Source organism: Flavobacterium tructae (assembly GCF_001853485.1).
Classification (GTDB): domain Bacteria; phylum Bacteroidota; class Bacteroidia; order Flavobacteriales; family Flavobacteriaceae; genus Flavobacterium; species Flavobacterium tructae.
Genome location: NZ_MIKE01000024.1, coordinates 414,142 through 430,487 on the forward strand (window position 1 = coordinate 414,142; position 16,346 = coordinate 430,487).

Consider the following 16,346-nt stretch of genomic DNA (forward strand, 5'->3'; position numbering starts at 1 on the left):
TACTATAGTACTTGATTAGATTTTTTTGAAAATCTTACTTTCTTATCTCCTTCTACTCTAATACCAACTCTAGTTGTTTCCTTAGTTTTAGGATCAATTAGTGAAATGTTAGATATTTGTATAGAAGCTTCTTTCTTAACGATACCACCTTGAGGGTTTTTAGCACTTGGTTTTGTATGTTTTGAAACCATGTTTACACCTTCAACTATCGCTTTATTTTTCTCACGGTAAACACGTAACACTTTACCTTCAGCACCTTTATGGTCTCCGGCAATAACTCTTACGATATCTCCTGATTTTATTTTTAGCTTTATCATCTTAAAACGAATTAAAGCACTTCTGGTGCTAATGATACAATTTTCATGAATTGTTTTTCACGAAGTTCTCTTGCTACCGGACCAAAAACACGTGTTCCTCTCATTTCCCCTGCAGCGTTCAAAAGAACACATGCATTATCATCGAAACGGATATAAGAACCATCAGCTCTTCTCACTTCTTTTTTGGTACGTACAACAACTGCAGTTGAAACAGCTCCTTTTTTCACGTTTCCGTTTGGAGTTGCATCTTTAATAGATACTACAATCTTGTCACCAACAGAGGCATACCTTCTTTTGGTACCTCCTAAAACACGGATAGTTAAAACTTCTTTTGCTCCCGTGTTATCTGCTACTTTTAGTCTTGATTCCTGTTGTACCATAATTATTTAGCTCTTTCTAAGATTTCAACTAATCTCCAACATTTTGTTTTACTTAAAGGACGCGTTTCGCTAATTCTTACAGTATCTCCAATGTTACAGTCGTTTGTTTCGTCGTGTGCAACATATTTCTTAGTTTTCAACACGAACTTACCGTATAATGGGTGCTTTACTTTTCTTACTTCAGCAATAACAATAGACTTATCCATTTTATTTGAAGTAACAACACCTATTCTTTCTTTTCTTAAATTTCTTTTTTCTTCCATCTTTCAGCAGAATACAATTATTGTAACTCTCTTTTAGTTAACTCTGTAGCCAATCTTGCAACTGTTCTTCTTACACTTCTAATTTGAAGTGGGTTCTCAATTGGAGAAATAGCGTGAGCCATTTTTAGGTCAGCATATATTTTCTTAGTTTGACTAAGTTTTTCTTGCAACTCCGCTGCAGAAAGATCTTTTATTTCTGATTGTTTCATAATATAAATTTAATTATGCTTCGAAATCTCTAGCAACGACGAATTTAGTTTTTACTGGAAGTTTTTGAGCTGCAAGACGTAAAGCCTCTTTTGCAACTGACAATGGAACTCCTCCAACTTCAAACATAATTCTTCCTGGTTTAACAACAGCAGCCCAATACTCAACTGCTCCTTTACCTTTACCCATACGTACTTCAAGAGGTTTCTTAGTAATAGGCTTGTCTGGAAATATTTTAATCCATAATTGTCCTTCTCTCTTCATGTAACGAGTTGCAGCGATACGTGCAGCTTCAATTTGACGAGAAGTCAAGAACATTCCATCTTCATGTACAGATTTAATACCAAACATTCCATTAGAAAGTTCATGCCCTCTTTGAGAGTTACCTTTCATCTTACCTTTTTGTACCTTACGGTATTTTGTTCTTTTAGGCTGTAACATTTTTCTTTAGTTTAAAAATTTACTTTCTTTTACGAGCGTCTGGTTTTCCACCTTTATTAAAAGGCTTTCTGTCTCCTCTTGGAGAATCGCCACCTTTACCACCACCAGTTCCAGATTGTTTTTTATCCATTCCTGCAAGTGGAGAAAGATCTCTCTTTCCATAAACTTCACCTTTCATGATCCATACTTTGATACCCATTCTACCATAAGTAGTATGAGCTTCAGCCAAAGCATAATCAATATCAGCTCTGAAAGTTGATAGAGGAATTCTACCTTCTTTGAAACCTTCTGAACGCGCCATCTCAGCACCATTCAAACGACCAGAAATCAAAACTTTGATACCTTCAGCGTTCATACGCATAGAAGCAGCAATAGCCATTTTGATTGCACGTCTGTAAGAAATACGGCTTTCGATTTGACGAGCGATGCTTGTCGCCACAAGATAAGCATCTAACTCAGGTCTTTTAATTTCAAAGATGTTGATTTGAACCTCTTTGTCAGTAACTTTCTTAAGTTCTTCTTTCAACTTGTCTACCTCTTGTCCACCTTTTCCGATAATGATACCAGGTCTAGCAGTAGTGATAGTAACGGTTACAAGTTTCAAAGTTCTCTCGATGATTACTTTAGATACACTAGCTTTTGATAAACGAGCGTGGATATACTTTCTGATTTTGTGATCTTCGGCAAGTTTATCACCGTAGTCATTTCCACCATACCAGTTTGAGTCCCACCCTCTGATGATACCAAGTCTATTTCCAATTGGATTTGTCTTTTGTCCCATGCTGCTTAAGAATTGCTTTGTGTGTTATTGATAGCTCCAAGCACGATTGTAACGTGGTTAGAACGTTTTCTTATTCTGTGTGCACGACCTTGTGGAGCTGGACGAAGTCTTTTCAACATCATTCCACCATCTACTCTGATCTCTTTAACAAATAATCCAGCTTCTTCTAAATTACCTTCACTATTTTTTTGCTCCCAGTTGTTGATTGCAGATAATAATAGTTTCTCTAATTTTCTTGAAGCTTCTTTAGAACTGAATCTTAAGATGTTAAGTGCTCTTTCTACCTTCTGACCTCTTACCAAGTCCGCTACTAAGCGCATTTTTCTAGGTGAAGTAGGGCAGTTATTCAATTTTGCGAAAGCAATAGACTTATTAGCCTCTTTTCTCGCATCTGCTGTTTCTCTTTTACGAACTCCCATTGCTTCTTTTATTTTTTACCTTTATTTTTTGCTCCAGCATGACCTCTAAAAGATCTAGTTGGTGAAAACTCTCCTAATTTGTGACCTACCATGTTTTCTGTTACGTAAACCGGTACAAATTGACGACCGTTATGAACTGCGATAGTTTGTCCAACGAAATCCGGAGTAATCATGGAAGCTCTAGACCAAGTCTTTACAACTGCATTTTTACCACTTTCTACGTTTTCCTGAACTTTCTTGTCTAACTTATAATGAACGAAAGGTCCTTTTTTTAATGAACGTGCCATATCTTATTATTTCTTTCTACGTTCTACGATATACTTGTTACTCGGGTTTTTCTTAGAACGAGTTCTGTAACCTTTAGCTGGCAATCCGTTTCTTGAACGTGGGTGCCCTCCAGAAGAACGTCCTTCACCACCTCCCATAGGGTGATCAACTGGGTTCATCGCTACTGGTCTAGTTCTAGGTCTTCTTCCTAACCATCTTGTTCTACCTGCTTTTCCAGATACAACTAATTGGTGATCAGAATTAGAAACAGCTCCAATTGTAGCCGAACATGTTAACAAGATCAATCTTGTCTCTCCAGATGGCATTTTAATTGTAGCGTATTTTCCGTCTCTTGCCATTAACTGAGCAAAAGTTCCAGCTGAACGAGCAATAACTGCTCCTTGTCCTGGACGTAACTCAATACAAGATATAACAGTTCCAAGAGGAATTCTGCTTAAAGGCAATGTATTACCAATCTCTGGTTGAGATTCTGGACCAGAAACTAATTTCTGACCAACTTTCAATCCGTTTTGAGCGATAATATAAGTTTTCTCTCCATCAGCATAAGCTAATAAAGCGATAAATGCAGTACGATTTGGATCGTATTCGATTGATTTCACAGTAGCTGGAATTCCAACTTTAGTTCTTTTGAAATCAATAATACGATATCTCTGCTTGTGACCACCACCCGTATAACGCATGGTCATCTTTCCTTGACTATTTCTACCTCCAGAGTTTTTTATCGGCGCTATCAAAGAGCGTTCCGGCTTATCAGTTGTAATGGCGTCATAACCATTCACAACTCTAAATCGCTGACCTGGGGTAATAGGTTTTAATTTTCTTACTGACATTTTTCTATCTTAGATATTGTTGTAAAAATCAATTGTTTCTCCTTCTTGTACTTGTACAATTGCTTTTTTAATAGCATTTGTCTTTCCACTGATTAAACCACTTTTAGTGTATTTTGTAGTTCTGTCCGGTCTTACGTTCATCGTGTTAACTGAAACGATAGTTACTCCATAAGCAGCTTCAACAGCTTTCTTAATTTGAACTTTGTTTGCTTTTTTGTCAACAACGAATCCGAAGCGGTTTAAAACTTCACTTTCTTTGGTTACTTTTTCCGTTACTATAGGTCTAATTATGATGCTCATACTCCTATTATTTGCTTAAATTTTCTTCGATTAACTCCAAAGAACCTTCTAAAAGCACTAAATTGTTAGTGTTTAAAATAGCGTAAGTGCTTAATTCTGAGCTAGTTACGACATTAGAAGCCTTTAAATTGCGTGACGACAAATATACATTTTTATTCGTCTCTCCCAACACAAATAGAGATTTTTTATTTTCTAACCCTAAAGCTTTCAAAACGTTAATGAAATTTTTAGTGTTTGGCGCTTCAAAATTAAAGTCTTCAAGAACGATAATATTCGACTCTTTTGCTTTGATTGAGAAAGCTGATTTTCTTGCCAATCTTTTCAAGCCTTTATTCAATTTAAATGAATAACTTCTTGGTCTTGGTCCGAAAATTGTTCCACCACCTTTAAACAATGGATTTTTGATACTTCCCGCACGAGCTGTACCAGTTCCTTTTTGTTTTTTAATCTTACGTGTACTTCCTGTCACTTCAGCTCTTTCTTTAGCTTTGTGAGTTCCTTGTCTTTGATTAGCAAGATATTGCTTAACATCAAGGTATACAGCGTGATTGTTTGGTTCAATTGCGAATACTGAATCAGAAAGTTGAACTTTTCTTCCAGTATCTTTTCCGTTGAAATCTAATACTTTTACTTCCATTACTTCTGAATGATTACATAAGAGTTTTTATGTCCAGGAACACATCCTTTAATAACAAGTAGGTTCTTTTCAGCCACTACTTTTAAAACTCTAAGGTTTTGAACTTTTACATTGTCTCCTCCCATTCTTCCAGCCATACGCATTCCTTTAAATACTCTAGATGGATAAGAAGATGCTCCTACAGAACCTGGCGCTCTTAAACGGTTGTGTTGACCGTGAGTTGCTTGTCCAACACCACCAAATCCGTGACGTTTAACAACCCCTTGAAAACCTTTACCTTTAGATACACCTTGTACATCTACAAATTCTCCTTCAGAAAAAATAGAAACATCAATAAGATCTCCTAATTTTTGCTCAGTTGCAAAATCTTGAAATTCAACGACTTTTTTCTTAGCTACAGTTCCAGCTTTTTTAAAGTGACCTAAAGCCGCTTTTGTGGAATGTTTCTCGTTTTTGTCATCGAAACCAAGTTGCAACGCTTCGTACCCGTCAACACCTTTGGTTCTGACTTGGGTAACAACACAAGGACCAGCTTCGATTACTGTACAAGGAATGTTTTTCCCGTTTTCGTCGAAAATACTAGTCATGCCGATTTTTTTACCAATTAACCCAGACATAAATATTAATTATTAATTACTAAAATTCCCTTCAATTTGAAAATAACAGAAATTCCCAAACAGGGAGTGCAAAAGTAGATATTAAAATTGAATATACCAAACAGTTAGAAAAATTAAATCGCTCATTATCAAAAACCAAGCATCAAAACAACTTCAAAAACAACCTTATTTTTTTCCAATAACGAAATCATTTTTTACATTTTCAGCACATTCACGCTTAACAATTAATCAATAAATTCACAACAAAAAACACCCGAATCCCCTTAAAACAAAGGACTTTATAAAAATTTACAGAAAAAATAAAAATAAAAAAACTCAAAATCACACCGTCAAAAAGCAATATTATAAAACAAAAAAAAAGCGAGACATTTCTGACTCGCTTTTTATATAAAAAATATAAAAAAATTATACTTTTATCTCTACTTCTACTCCACTTGGCAATTCAAGTTTCATTAAAGCATCAATAGTTTTAGATGAAGATGAATAAATATCAATCAATCTCTTGTATGACATTACTTCAAATTGCTCTCTCGCTTTTTTGTTAACGTGCGGAGAACGTAACACAGTGAAAAGTTTTTTGTGAGTTGGCAATGGAATTGGACCTGTTACAACTGCACCAGTAGTTTTTACTGTTTTCACGATCTTTTCAGCAGATTTATCTACCAACATGTGATCGTAAGACTTTAGTTTTATTCTGATTTTTTGACTCATTTTCTTAAGAATTAAGCGTTACCTTTTGCTTTTTTAATTACCGCTTCTGAAATATTAGAAGGCGTTTCTGCATAGTGAGAAAACTCCATTGTTGAAGTAGCTCTACCTGAAGACAATGTTCTTAATGTTGTAACATATCCAAACATTTCAGATAAAGGCACATCAGCTTTAATAGTTTTAGCCCCATTTCTATCACCCATATCATTAACCTGACCTCTACGACGGTTCAAGTCACCTACGATATCACCCATGTTTTCTTCAGGAGTAATAACCTCGATTTTCATGATTGGCTCAAGAATAACAGCTCCGGCAGCACGTCCTGATTCTTTATAACCCATTCTTGCAGCTAACTCAAAAGATAATGCATCAGAATCCACAGGGTGGAAAGATCCATCAGTTAAAGTTACTTTCAAACTATCCACAGCATATCCTGCTAACGGACCAGTTTTCATAGCCTCTCTAAATCCTTTTTCAACAGCTGGAATATATTCTTTAGGAACGTTACCACCTTTTACAGCATTAATAAACTGTAATCCTACAGGAACTTTACCATCAACTTCATCAGCAGGCTCAATTGTAAATACGATATCACCGAATTTACCACGACCTCCAGATTGTTTCTTATAAGTCTCTCTATGCGTAGCTGATCTTGTAAAAGCTTCTTTGTATTCAACCTGAGGCTCACCTTGGTTTACTTCAACTTTGAATTCACGTTTCATACGATCTACTAAGATATCTAAGTGAAGCTCACCCATACCTGAGATAATCGTTTGACCTGAAGCCTCATCAGTTCTAACTGTAAACGTTGGATCTTCTTCAGCTAATTTAGCCAAAGCCATACCCATTTTATCTACGTCAGCTTTAGTTTTAGGCTCAATAGCGATACCAATTACCGGATCAGGGAATTTCATAGACTCCAAAATAATTGGATTCTTTTCATCACATAATGTATCTCCAGTTTTAATATCTTTAAATCCTACAGCAGCTCCAATATCTCCAGCCTCAATAAATTCGATTGGATTTTGCTTGTTAGCGTGCATTTGGTAAATACGAGAAATTCTTTCTTTGTTACCAGAACGAGTATTTAAAACATAAGAACCAGCATCTAAACGACCAGAATAAGCACGGAAGAAAGCTAAACGACCTACGAATGGGTCAGTAGCAATTTTAAATGCCAAAGCAGCAAACGGCTCTTTTACATCTGGCTTACGCAAGATTTTAGTTTGATCTTCTTCTAATAAATCAGCATCATCAGGATGAATTCCTTCAATACCTTCTTTATCCAAAGGAGATGGTAAATATTTACAAACTGCATCTAACATGAATTGAACTCCTTTGTTTTTGAAAGAAGAACCAGCAAGCATAGGAATGATCGCCATATCAATTGTAGCAGCTCTTAAAGCATTGTTAATCTCATCTTCAGTAATAGAGTTCTCATCCTCCATGTACTTATCTAAAAGATTTTCATCGTAAGTAGCAATTTCTTCGATAAGGATAGAACGATATTGTCTAACCTCGTCAACCATATCAGCTGGAATATCAACGATATCAAAAGTAGCTCCTTGAGTCTCATCATGCCATACAATAGCCTGATTTTTAACTAAGTCAACGATACCTTTAAAATCAGCCTCATCACCAATAGGCAAAGTAATTGCAACCGCATTCGATTTCAACATATCTTTAACCTGTCCGCATACTCCTAAAAAGTTAGCACCTTGACGGTCCATTTTATTTACGAATCCCATACGAGGAACTCTATATTGATCAGCAAGTCTCCAGTTAGTTTCAGACTGAGGCTCAACACCATCAACTGCACTAAACAAAAATACTAAACCATCCAATACACGCAAAGAACGATTTACCTCTACAGTAAAGTCAACGTGCCCAGGAGTATCAATAATATTAAAGTGGTAAGGCAATGATTCCGGAAGAACTTTACCTTGCTCTGTTGGAAAATTCCAAGTACAAGTTGTAGCAGCAGAAGTAATTGTAATACCTCTTTCCTGCTCTTGCGCCATCCAGTCCATTGTTGCAGCACCATCATGCACCTCACCAATTTTATGTGACTTTCCAGTATAAAAAAGAATACGCTCAGTAGTTGTTGTTTTACCAGCATCAATGTGAGCAGCAATTCCGATATTTCTTGTATATTTTAAATCTCTAGCCATTTCTTTACGAATTAAAATCTAAAGTGAGAGAATGCTTTGTTAGCTTCTGCCATTTTGTGAGTATCCATTCTTTTCTTAACCGCAGCACCTTCTTCTTTAGCAGCCGCTAAACATTCTGACGCTAAACGTTGTGCCATAGATTTTTCGTTTCTTCTTCTTGAATAAAGTATTAACCACTTCATTGCCATAGAAATTTTTCTGTCTGGACGAATCTGCATTGGAATTTGAAATGTAGCTCCACCTACTCTACGGCTACGTACTTCTACGTGAGGCATAACGTTTGTTAAAGCATCTTTCCAAATTTCTAATGAAGTTTTCTCATCATTTTGCTTTTTAGATTCGATGATATCAATTGCATCATAAAATACTTTGAAAGCTGTAGATTTCTTACCATCCCACATTAAGTTGTTCACGAAACGTGTTACCAATTGGTCATTAAACCTTGGATCTGGTAAAAGTGGTCTTTTCTTTGCCGCTCTTTTTCTCATGTCTTTTTTTTAAATAAAAAGTTATAGGTTATCCGTTAAATGTTATGTGTTACAGATTTCAAGCACATGCTTAAAACCCCAACCCTTAACTCCTAACCTCCAACTCTTAACGTTTTAAATTACTTTTTTGCTTCTTTTGGGCGTTTAGCACCGTACTTAGATCTTCTTTGCGTTCTTCCTGCAACTCCTGACGTGTCAAGCGCTCCACGAACGATATGATATCTAACACCTGGTAAATCTTTTACCCTTCCACCTCGCACTAATACTATCGAGTGCTCTTGTAAATTGTGTCCTTCTCCAGGGATGTAAGCATTCACTTCATTACCATTTGTCAAACGTACACGCGCAACTTTACGCATTGCAGAGTTTGGTTTTTTTGGTGTAGTAGTGTAAACACGCGTACAAACCCCTCTTCTTTGAGGACAAGAATCTAAAGCAACCGATTTACTCTTCTTAGTGATCTGAGTTCTTCCTGTTCTTACTAATTGTTGAATTGTTGGCATAATTAATACTAAAAATTTATTATGTATATTAAATTCCCGCTTTTTACGGGGTTGCAAATGTATAAAATATTTTTCACTATACAAACGTTAATTCATTAATTTTCAATAACATTATTTAAGCATGTGATTTTACAAACAAACAATAGATATTTGTAATACTTTTAATTTAATGAAACAATTGCTTTTGAAATCGCTTTTACCACTCCTGTTTTTCCTAATCGGCATCTCTTCTTGTGCTCAAAATCTTCATTTACAAATTAAAGGAGCGAATCAAATCGAAACACAAATTATTGATTCCCTGAATTATTCAGAAAATCACACTAACATAAAATCCCTTTTCGAAGAAGTTAAAAATGTATCTGAAAAATTAACGAAACAAGGATATCTCGACCACGCTATACTTGAAACAAAAAAAACAAACGATAGCACTTTTATCTCAAAAATCGACTTAAAAAACAAAACAAAAGAAGTCCATATATATATAGGAACGAATCACAGTTTTTTTGATGAAGCAAAAATCAAAAACGACACTTTAATTCTAGCATATGAAGAACTGGAAAATTATCTAAACCAAAAAACATTAGATGCCGAAAAAGCTGGTTTTGCCTTAAACAAACTAAAACTTGAAAACCTCCAAAAAAAGAATTCCATAATTTACGCGGAGTTAAACTATAAATCCGAAAAAAAACGCATCGTAAATTCCATTATTCTAACCCAAACTGACCCGACAAAAAGGGATTATTTCCCAAAAGGACATTTAAAACAGCTTAAAAAGAAATACCTAAACAAGACTTTCAATCAGGAAATCATAAAACAATTATATAACGATATCAATGCATTTGAATTCACCTCCCAAACTAAATATCCGGAGGTATTATTCACAACTGATTCTACAAAAATATACACCTATGTAGAAAAAAGACAAGCAAACACTTTTGACGGCTACATTGGTTTTTCTAATGACGAAAATAAAAAAACAACTCTGAATGGATATCTGGACCTATCACTCTTAAACACTCTTCATGCAGGCGAGCAATTTTCACTGTATTGGAAAAGTGACGGAAATCAACAAAAGACCTTCAATACCAAAATCGAGATCCCTTATATATTTCAGTCTTCATTAGGCATTAAAGCACAATTAAATATTTTCAAACAGGACAGCACTTTTCAAAACACCAAAACTGCAATTGATTTAGGTTATTTCCTAAACTACAATACACGGTTATATTTAGGCTATCAATCGACAGAATCGAGTGACATTCAAAACACAAACAACACCACAATTAGCGACTACAAAAATTCATACATCACTTCTACTCTTGAGTACAAAAAAACAGATTATCTCCAAAGTTTATTCCCGAAAAAAGCCTCCCTCAACCTTCTATTAGGCTACGGGAAAAGAGATACCAACAACACCCCTAAAACCGTCGAATCCAGTAAACAATTCTACACCAACCTTAACCTTTCTTATAATTTTGAGCTAAACAAGAAAAACTTCATCTACATAAATCCACAAATCCTTTATCTAAAAAGTCAAAATTACATTACCAACGAATTGTTTCGATTTGGAGGAACAAACTCTATAAGAGGTTTTGCAGAAAACAGTCTCCAGGGCAATTTCGCCTCTATGCTACTCACCGAATACAGATACAAAGTCTCTAACAACCTGTATATCAATTCCATTATCGATTTTGCCATTTATCAAGATTTAAGCAACACTCAAAATCTTAATAAATTACAAAAATTATCAGGAGTCGGAATCGGCACAACCATCCAGACAACAAGTGGCCTGCTCCGCATTAATCTCAGTAATGGCGGGGAAAATCTTCAGGAAATAAAATTATTTAACACAATCGTTAACATACACTACAATGTTAAATTTTAACGTTGTGAGAAAATTCACCAAAACGACATTCCTATTATTAACAAATTATTAAGGAATAAAAAATACCGAAAAATTCTAAATAATAGCACCCAATATATCAGATTAATCTCAGTATTGACGGGGAAAACACCCAATAAACCTAATTATTTAACACAATGATTACAATATGTTACAATGTTAAATTTTAGCATTGTGAGAAAATTCAACAACACAACACTAGGATTATTAACAAATTATTATGAATATTGTAAGACTAATTCAAAATAATTACAAAAATGAAACCAAAGTTCAATGGATTTTTAGTACTACTTTTAGTACTATTCGCGCAACTAACCTTTGCGCAAGAAAGAGCCGTTTCGGGAACTGTTACCGATGATGCAGGTATGCCACTACCAGGGGTAAGCGTACAAATCAAAGGAACCAAAACAGGCACACAGACCGATTTTGATGGTAAATATTCCATCAAAGCAACGACAAGTCAAATTTTAGTATTTAGTTACATCGGCATGAAGACTCAGGAAATTGCCGCCAGCTCATCACAAGTAAACACAAAATTATCCGGAGATGCCCAGCAACTGGAAGGAGTTGTAGTAACCACAGCGATGGGTATTAAAAGAGAAAAAAAATCTTTAGGATATGCTTCTCAACAAATTTCAGGAAAAGATGTTAACGGCGGAGCAGGAAACACCAACGTTGCCAATTTATTATCCGGTAAAGCTGCGGGTGTAGAAGTTCAAAGAAACAACAACTTCGGAGGTTCTACAAACGTTGTAATTAGAGGTAATAAATCACTTACCGGAAATAACCAGGCTCTTTGGGTTATTGACGGTGTGCCTATTGACAACTCCAACTCAAACGTTTCTTCGCAACAAGTCGGAGGCGGCGGTTACGATTACGGTAACAATGCCTCGGATATCAACCAGGAAGATATTGAAAGCATCAACATCCTAAAAGGAGCTGCTGCAACAGCATTATATGGATCCAGAGCTGCAAATGGAGTTGTAATGGTTACCACTAAAAAAGGAAAATCAGACAACAAAATCGGTTTTTCGTTCTCAAGCGGATTCACAAACGGAAGTGTTGACAAATCAACTTTTCCTAAATATCAAAACAGATATGGGTCAGGATACGGTATTGGCTCCTCATTTTTAGGAACTGGTACACCAGATACTGTAGACACATCAAATGATGCCTCTGACGGAGACGCTTTTGATAACCAACCAGTTTACCAATGGGATGCTTTTACTCCTTTCTCGCCAAACTACGGAAAAGCCACTCCATGGACAGCTGCAAAAAATGGCCCTGTAACTTTCTTTAATAATGCTCATACTTTTGTTAATAGCATTGCATTAGAAAAATCAACTGACAGATCAAGCTTATCATTGACTTATGTAAACACTAATCAAACTGGTATTCTTCCAAACAGTGAATTGAAAAAAAATCAGATAAGTGCAAGATTTAGTCAAAAAGTTACCGATAAACTTACCGCTAATGCTTATGCGGCCGTTACCCTACAAAGCACTGTAGGTAGAAACTCAACTGGTTATAACGATAACATTATGGGTAACTTCAGACAATGGTGGCAAACCAACACTGACGTTCAAGCGCAAAAAGATGTTTACTTTGCATCAGGCGGTCAAAACATAACCTGGAACTGGACTGATCCGACAGATCCTTCAGGTCTAAAACCAGCATATTGGGACAATCCTTATTTCACACGTTATCAAAATTATTCTTCTGATGACAGAACCCGTTTATTCAGCTACGCTTCCCTTAATTATGAAATAGCTCCATGGTTAAGTGCATTAGGAAGAGTCTCACTTGACACCTATAAGCAACTTCAGGAAGAAAGAAGAGCTGTCGGGTCAATTGCTTCAGGATTTGGTCTTTCTCCTGTTAATGAATCATCAGGATATCAAAGAAACGACATCAACTTTCAGGAAATCAACTATGATTTCATGTTAAACTTCAACAAAAAGTTTGGTGAAGACATTAGTTTAAATGGAGTAATTGGAACCAACATCAGAAGAAACAAACGAGACAATGTCCTTTCTTCAACTATCGGAGGTTTAGTTACTCCAGGAATTTATGCTTTATCTAACTCACGCTTAGATTTACCATTTCCAAAAGAAGCCAAAGTATCATCAGGTGTTAACGGAATCTATGCCCAGGGATCTATTGGTTATTTAGACACTTATTTTGTAGATGCCTCTATTAGAAGAGATGTTTCTTCGACATTACCTGACAATAACAACTCTTATGTTTATCCAGCGGTTTCCGGATCATTCCTTTTCTCAAACGTAGTAAAGGCAGACTGGTTAAATTTTGGAAAATTCAGAGTGAACTATGCTGAAGTAGGAAATGATGCAGATGCACTTCAACTAAACAACACTTACACAAGAGTTCCTAACTTTCAAGGACAACCTCTTTACACAAACTCCTTATTACTTCCATTCCGTAGCATTAACAAAAACCCAGACCTTAAACCGGAAAGAACAAAATCTTTCGAGGTTGGTCTAGAGACAAGTTTATTAAACAGACGTCTAGGATTTGACATTACCTACTACAAAACAAACTCAGTTGACCAGATTGTTGCAGCAGCAGTATCTTCAGGATCCGGCTTTACGAATGCACTTGTTAACGGTGGAAACATCGAAAACAAAGGTTTTGAAATTCAATTAAACGGAACTCCAATTAAAACAAAAGACTTTAGCTGGGAAATAATTGTAAACTGGTCAAACAATAGAAGTAAAGTTATCACATTACCAAATGGACTAGACAATCTTCAATTAGGTGCATTCCAAGGCGGTGTTACAGTTAACGCAGCTCCTGGTGAAGCTTATGGCGCCCTAAAAGGAACTGATTTCGTTTACACAAACGGACAGCCAACAATAGATCAAGCCACAGGTAAATACATGATCACTACATCTTCAAACAACACAATCGGAAACATTACTCCGGATTGGATTGGTGGGGTTAGAAACAAATTTACTTATAAAAATTTGACTTTTGGATTCTTAATTGACACTCAAAAAGGCGGAGACATCTTCTCACTAGATATGTACTACGGGCTTGCATCAGGGCTATACAGAGAAACAGCTGTAGGAGACATTAGAGAGAATGGTCTTTTAAATCCTGGAGTTGCTCCTAACGGAACTCCAAACACTGTAAAAACAAAAGGTGGATCAATCGCAAACAGCATGGGCTACCAAGCTGCACCAAACAAAGCTTTTATTTACGACGCCTCGTTTGTTAAACTTAGAGAAGTATCTATCACTTACAACTTCCCTAAAAGCATGTTCGAAAATACATTCATAAACGCAGCATCAGCAAGTTTAGTTGGTTCGAACTTATGGATAATTCATAAAAACCTACCATACGCAGACCCAGAAAGTGGACTATCATCAGGAAACAGCTCAAGAGGCTATTCAGTTGGATCTCTTCCAACTACCAGAGATATTGGTTTTAACTTAACATTCAAATTTTAATACAGAACAAAATGAAAAAAATACTATATGCATTAGGAATCATGCTTCTCACAGTTTCATGTGACGACAGCAGCCTAACAGACTTAAATGTAGATGTAAAAAACCCTTCTGTAGTACCCCCTAGCACTTTATTTACAAATGCTGAAAAAAACTTAACAGAGCAACTTGTCAACACCAATGTAAACAGAAACATATTCAGACTAGTAAACCAACAATGGACTGAGACCACTTATTTGGATGAATCTAATTACAACTGGGTAACCCGTAAAATTTCAGACAATCACTGGGACAGACTTTATGCGGGACCACTTGCTGATTTATCTCAAGCGAAGGGCTTTCTGGAAAAAGATGTAATCTCACCTACAGATCCTGAATTTGCACAAAAAACTATAGTCAAAAAGAACCAATTAATCCTTATTGACATATTAACTGTTTATACGTACCAAATTTTAGTAGACACTTTTGGCGATGTTCCTTACTCAGAAGCCCTAAAAGGATCGGGAGATTATCTACCTAAGTATGATAAAGCCGTGGATATCTACAAAGACTTAATCGTACGTTTAAATAAAGACATTGCCGGATTAGACACTTCAAAACCAGCCTTTGGCTCTGCTGAAGTTATCTACAAAGACAACCTAACTGCCTGGATTAAGTTTGCCAATAGCATCAAACTTAAATTAGGAATCAACTTAAAATCATCTGGTCTTGAATCAGCAATTGCAGACGCAGCAATCATCTCCGGCGCAGCAGGCGGATTCACATCAAATGCTGATAACGCAAAACTTCCTTATATGTTAGATCTTCCAAACACCAACCCACTTTATGTAGATATGGTATTCTCAGGAAGAAATGACTTTGTTGTAGCAAAACCATTTGTAGACAAACTGGTCGCACTAAATGACCCAAGAAAAACACCTTACTTCAGACCAACTTATAAAGACACAAATGCTGCAGGTGACTTAATTACTGTAACAGGTTATAGAGGTGGAATTGTTGGAATAAAAAACTCTCAATCAAGATACACTCATGCAAGTGACAAAATTAAAGCTCCGGACTTTAGCGGTACTTTATTAGATTATGCCGAAGTAGAATTCTTATTAGCAGAAGCTTCCGGAAGAGGAGTTGCTGTTGGAGGAACAATTGCTTCACATTACAATGCAGCAATTCTGGCTTCTATGGAAGACTGGGGAGTTTCATTGGCAGATGCAAATACCTACCTTGCCCAACCTGCTGTAGCTTATGCAACAGCTACAGGAACCTGGCAGCAAAAAGTAGGAGAACAAGCATGGTATGCATTGTTCAACAGAGGATTTGAAGGCTGGACATCAACAAGAAGACTAGACTTCCCAGTTTTGACAGCACCAGCAAGTGCAGACGCAGCTGCCGAAGGTAAGGTTCCATCCAGAATGGCATACCCTATTAGAGAACAAACATTAAATGCAACAAATTATAACGCTGCATCAACTTCGATTGGAGGAGATAAACTAAGCACAAAGATTTTTTGGGATAAATAGGAATCGCCAAAAAATAACATAATTTAACACAAAACCACCTCCTTCCGGGGTGGTTTTTTTGTTGAAAACGCAGAAAAAACTGAAATTCATCGTCCTTCCTATAAAATTT

General features: G+C 36.2%; 19 protein-coding genes. 3 read left to right on the forward strand and 16 right to left on the reverse strand.

Translation table 11 applies throughout. From position 1 onward, the window contains the following. Positions 1-2: 2 nt before the first annotated feature. The 16 genes from rplX to rpsL all read right to left on the reverse strand — a co-directional run bounded on the left by rplX (position 3) and on the right by rpsL (position 9,350). Positions 3-317 carry a 50S ribosomal protein L24 gene (gene rplX, locus BHE19_RS15555; RefSeq protein WP_007803650.1) on the reverse strand — a complete coding sequence of 105 codons (315 nt, stop codon included), beginning with the start codon at positions 315-317 and terminating at the stop codon, positions 3-5. An 11-nt stretch (positions 318-328) separates the two neighbouring features. Then, a complete protein-coding gene (gene rplN / locus BHE19_RS15560) occupies positions 329-697 on the reverse strand; it encodes a 50S ribosomal protein L14 (protein WP_007803649.1) in 369 nt (122 codons plus the stop codon). Between the two features lie 2 nt (positions 698-699). Further along, positions 700-960, reverse strand: coding sequence for a 30S ribosomal protein S17 (rpsQ, locus tag BHE19_RS15565; RefSeq protein WP_007803646.1), 261 nt, complete (start codon positions 958-960; stop codon positions 700-702). Positions 961-977: 17 nt separating this feature from the next. Then, complete coding sequence (gene rpmC, locus BHE19_RS15570; RefSeq protein WP_007803639.1) at positions 978-1,169, reverse strand: 50S ribosomal protein L29; 192 nt, start codon at positions 1,167-1,169, stop codon at positions 978-980. Between the two features lie 13 nt (positions 1,170-1,182). Beyond that, positions 1,183-1,608 carry a 50S ribosomal protein L16 gene (gene rplP, locus BHE19_RS15575; RefSeq protein ID WP_017495016.1) on the reverse strand — a complete coding sequence of 142 codons (426 nt, stop codon included), beginning with the start codon at positions 1,606-1,608 and terminating at the stop codon, positions 1,183-1,185. A 19-nt stretch (positions 1,609-1,627) separates the two neighbouring features. Further along, positions 1,628-2,389: a 30S ribosomal protein S3 gene (gene rpsC, locus BHE19_RS15580; RefSeq protein WP_007803635.1), complete on the reverse strand. Its 762-nt coding sequence runs from the start codon at positions 2,387-2,389 to the stop codon at positions 1,628-1,630. Between the two features lie 5 nt (positions 2,390-2,394). After that, positions 2,395-2,808, reverse strand: a complete 414-nt coding sequence (gene rplV / locus BHE19_RS15585; RefSeq protein ID WP_007803631.1) for a 50S ribosomal protein L22 — start codon at positions 2,806-2,808, stop codon at positions 2,395-2,397. Positions 2,809-2,816: 8 nt separating this feature from the next. After that, positions 2,817-3,095, reverse strand: coding sequence for a 30S ribosomal protein S19 (rpsS, locus tag BHE19_RS15590; RefSeq protein WP_008464288.1), 279 nt, complete (start codon positions 3,093-3,095; stop codon positions 2,817-2,819). Positions 3,096-3,101: 6 nt separating this feature from the next. Beyond that, positions 3,102-3,926, reverse strand: coding sequence for a 50S ribosomal protein L2 (gene rplB / locus BHE19_RS15595; RefSeq protein WP_017495017.1), 825 nt, complete (start codon positions 3,924-3,926; stop codon positions 3,102-3,104). 9 nt (positions 3,927-3,935) lie between these two features. Continuing rightward, a complete protein-coding gene (gene rplW, locus BHE19_RS15600) occupies positions 3,936-4,226 on the reverse strand; it encodes a 50S ribosomal protein L23 (protein ID WP_017495018.1) in 291 nt (96 codons plus the stop codon). Between the two features lie 7 nt (positions 4,227-4,233). Further along, a complete protein-coding gene (gene rplD / locus BHE19_RS15605) occupies positions 4,234-4,863 on the reverse strand; it encodes a 50S ribosomal protein L4 (RefSeq protein WP_017495019.1) in 630 nt (209 codons plus the stop codon). After that, positions 4,863-5,480, reverse strand: coding sequence for a 50S ribosomal protein L3 (gene rplC / locus BHE19_RS15610; RefSeq protein WP_017495020.1), 618 nt, complete (start codon positions 5,478-5,480; stop codon positions 4,863-4,865). The genes rplD and rplC overlap by 1 nt, the downstream gene beginning before the upstream one ends. Positions 5,481-5,885: 405 nt before the next feature. Continuing rightward, a complete protein-coding gene (gene rpsJ, locus BHE19_RS15615; RefSeq protein ID WP_007803605.1) occupies positions 5,886-6,191 on the reverse strand; it encodes a 30S ribosomal protein S10 in 306 nt (101 codons plus the stop codon). Between the two features lie 11 nt (positions 6,192-6,202). Further along, the gene (fusA, locus tag BHE19_RS15620) at positions 6,203-8,359 is read right to left on the reverse strand and encodes an elongation factor G (protein WP_017495021.1); all 2,157 of its coding nucleotides are present in this window, start codon (positions 8,357-8,359) and stop codon (positions 6,203-6,205) included. A gap of 11 nt (positions 8,360-8,370) precedes the next feature. After that, positions 8,371-8,847, reverse strand: coding sequence for a 30S ribosomal protein S7 (gene rpsG / locus BHE19_RS15625; RefSeq protein WP_017495022.1), 477 nt, complete (start codon positions 8,845-8,847; stop codon positions 8,371-8,373). A 119-nt stretch (positions 8,848-8,966) separates the two neighbouring features. Further along, on the reverse strand, positions 8,967-9,350 hold the full coding sequence (rpsL, locus tag BHE19_RS15630; protein WP_007136570.1) for a 30S ribosomal protein S12: 384 nt from the start codon (positions 9,348-9,350) through the stop codon (positions 8,967-8,969). A 169-nt stretch (positions 9,351-9,519) separates the two neighbouring features. Between rpsL and BHE19_RS15635 the strand changes: the two genes are divergently transcribed. From BHE19_RS15635 to BHE19_RS15645, 3 genes are all read left to right on the forward strand, one after another. Beyond that, positions 9,520-11,235: a BamA/TamA family outer membrane protein gene (locus BHE19_RS15635; protein ID WP_070907889.1), complete on the forward strand. Its 1,716-nt coding sequence runs from the start codon at positions 9,520-9,522 to the stop codon at positions 11,233-11,235. Positions 11,236-11,510: 275 nt separating this feature from the next. Continuing rightward, complete coding sequence (locus tag BHE19_RS15640; RefSeq protein ID WP_070907890.1) at positions 11,511-14,723, forward strand: SusC/RagA family TonB-linked outer membrane protein; 3,213 nt, start codon at positions 11,511-11,513, stop codon at positions 14,721-14,723. Between the two features lie 11 nt (positions 14,724-14,734). Beyond that, on the forward strand, positions 14,735-16,237 hold the full coding sequence (locus BHE19_RS15645; RefSeq protein ID WP_070907891.1) for a SusD/RagB family nutrient-binding outer membrane lipoprotein: 1,503 nt from the start codon (positions 14,735-14,737) through the stop codon (positions 16,235-16,237). Positions 16,238-16,346 lie beyond the last annotated feature (109 nt).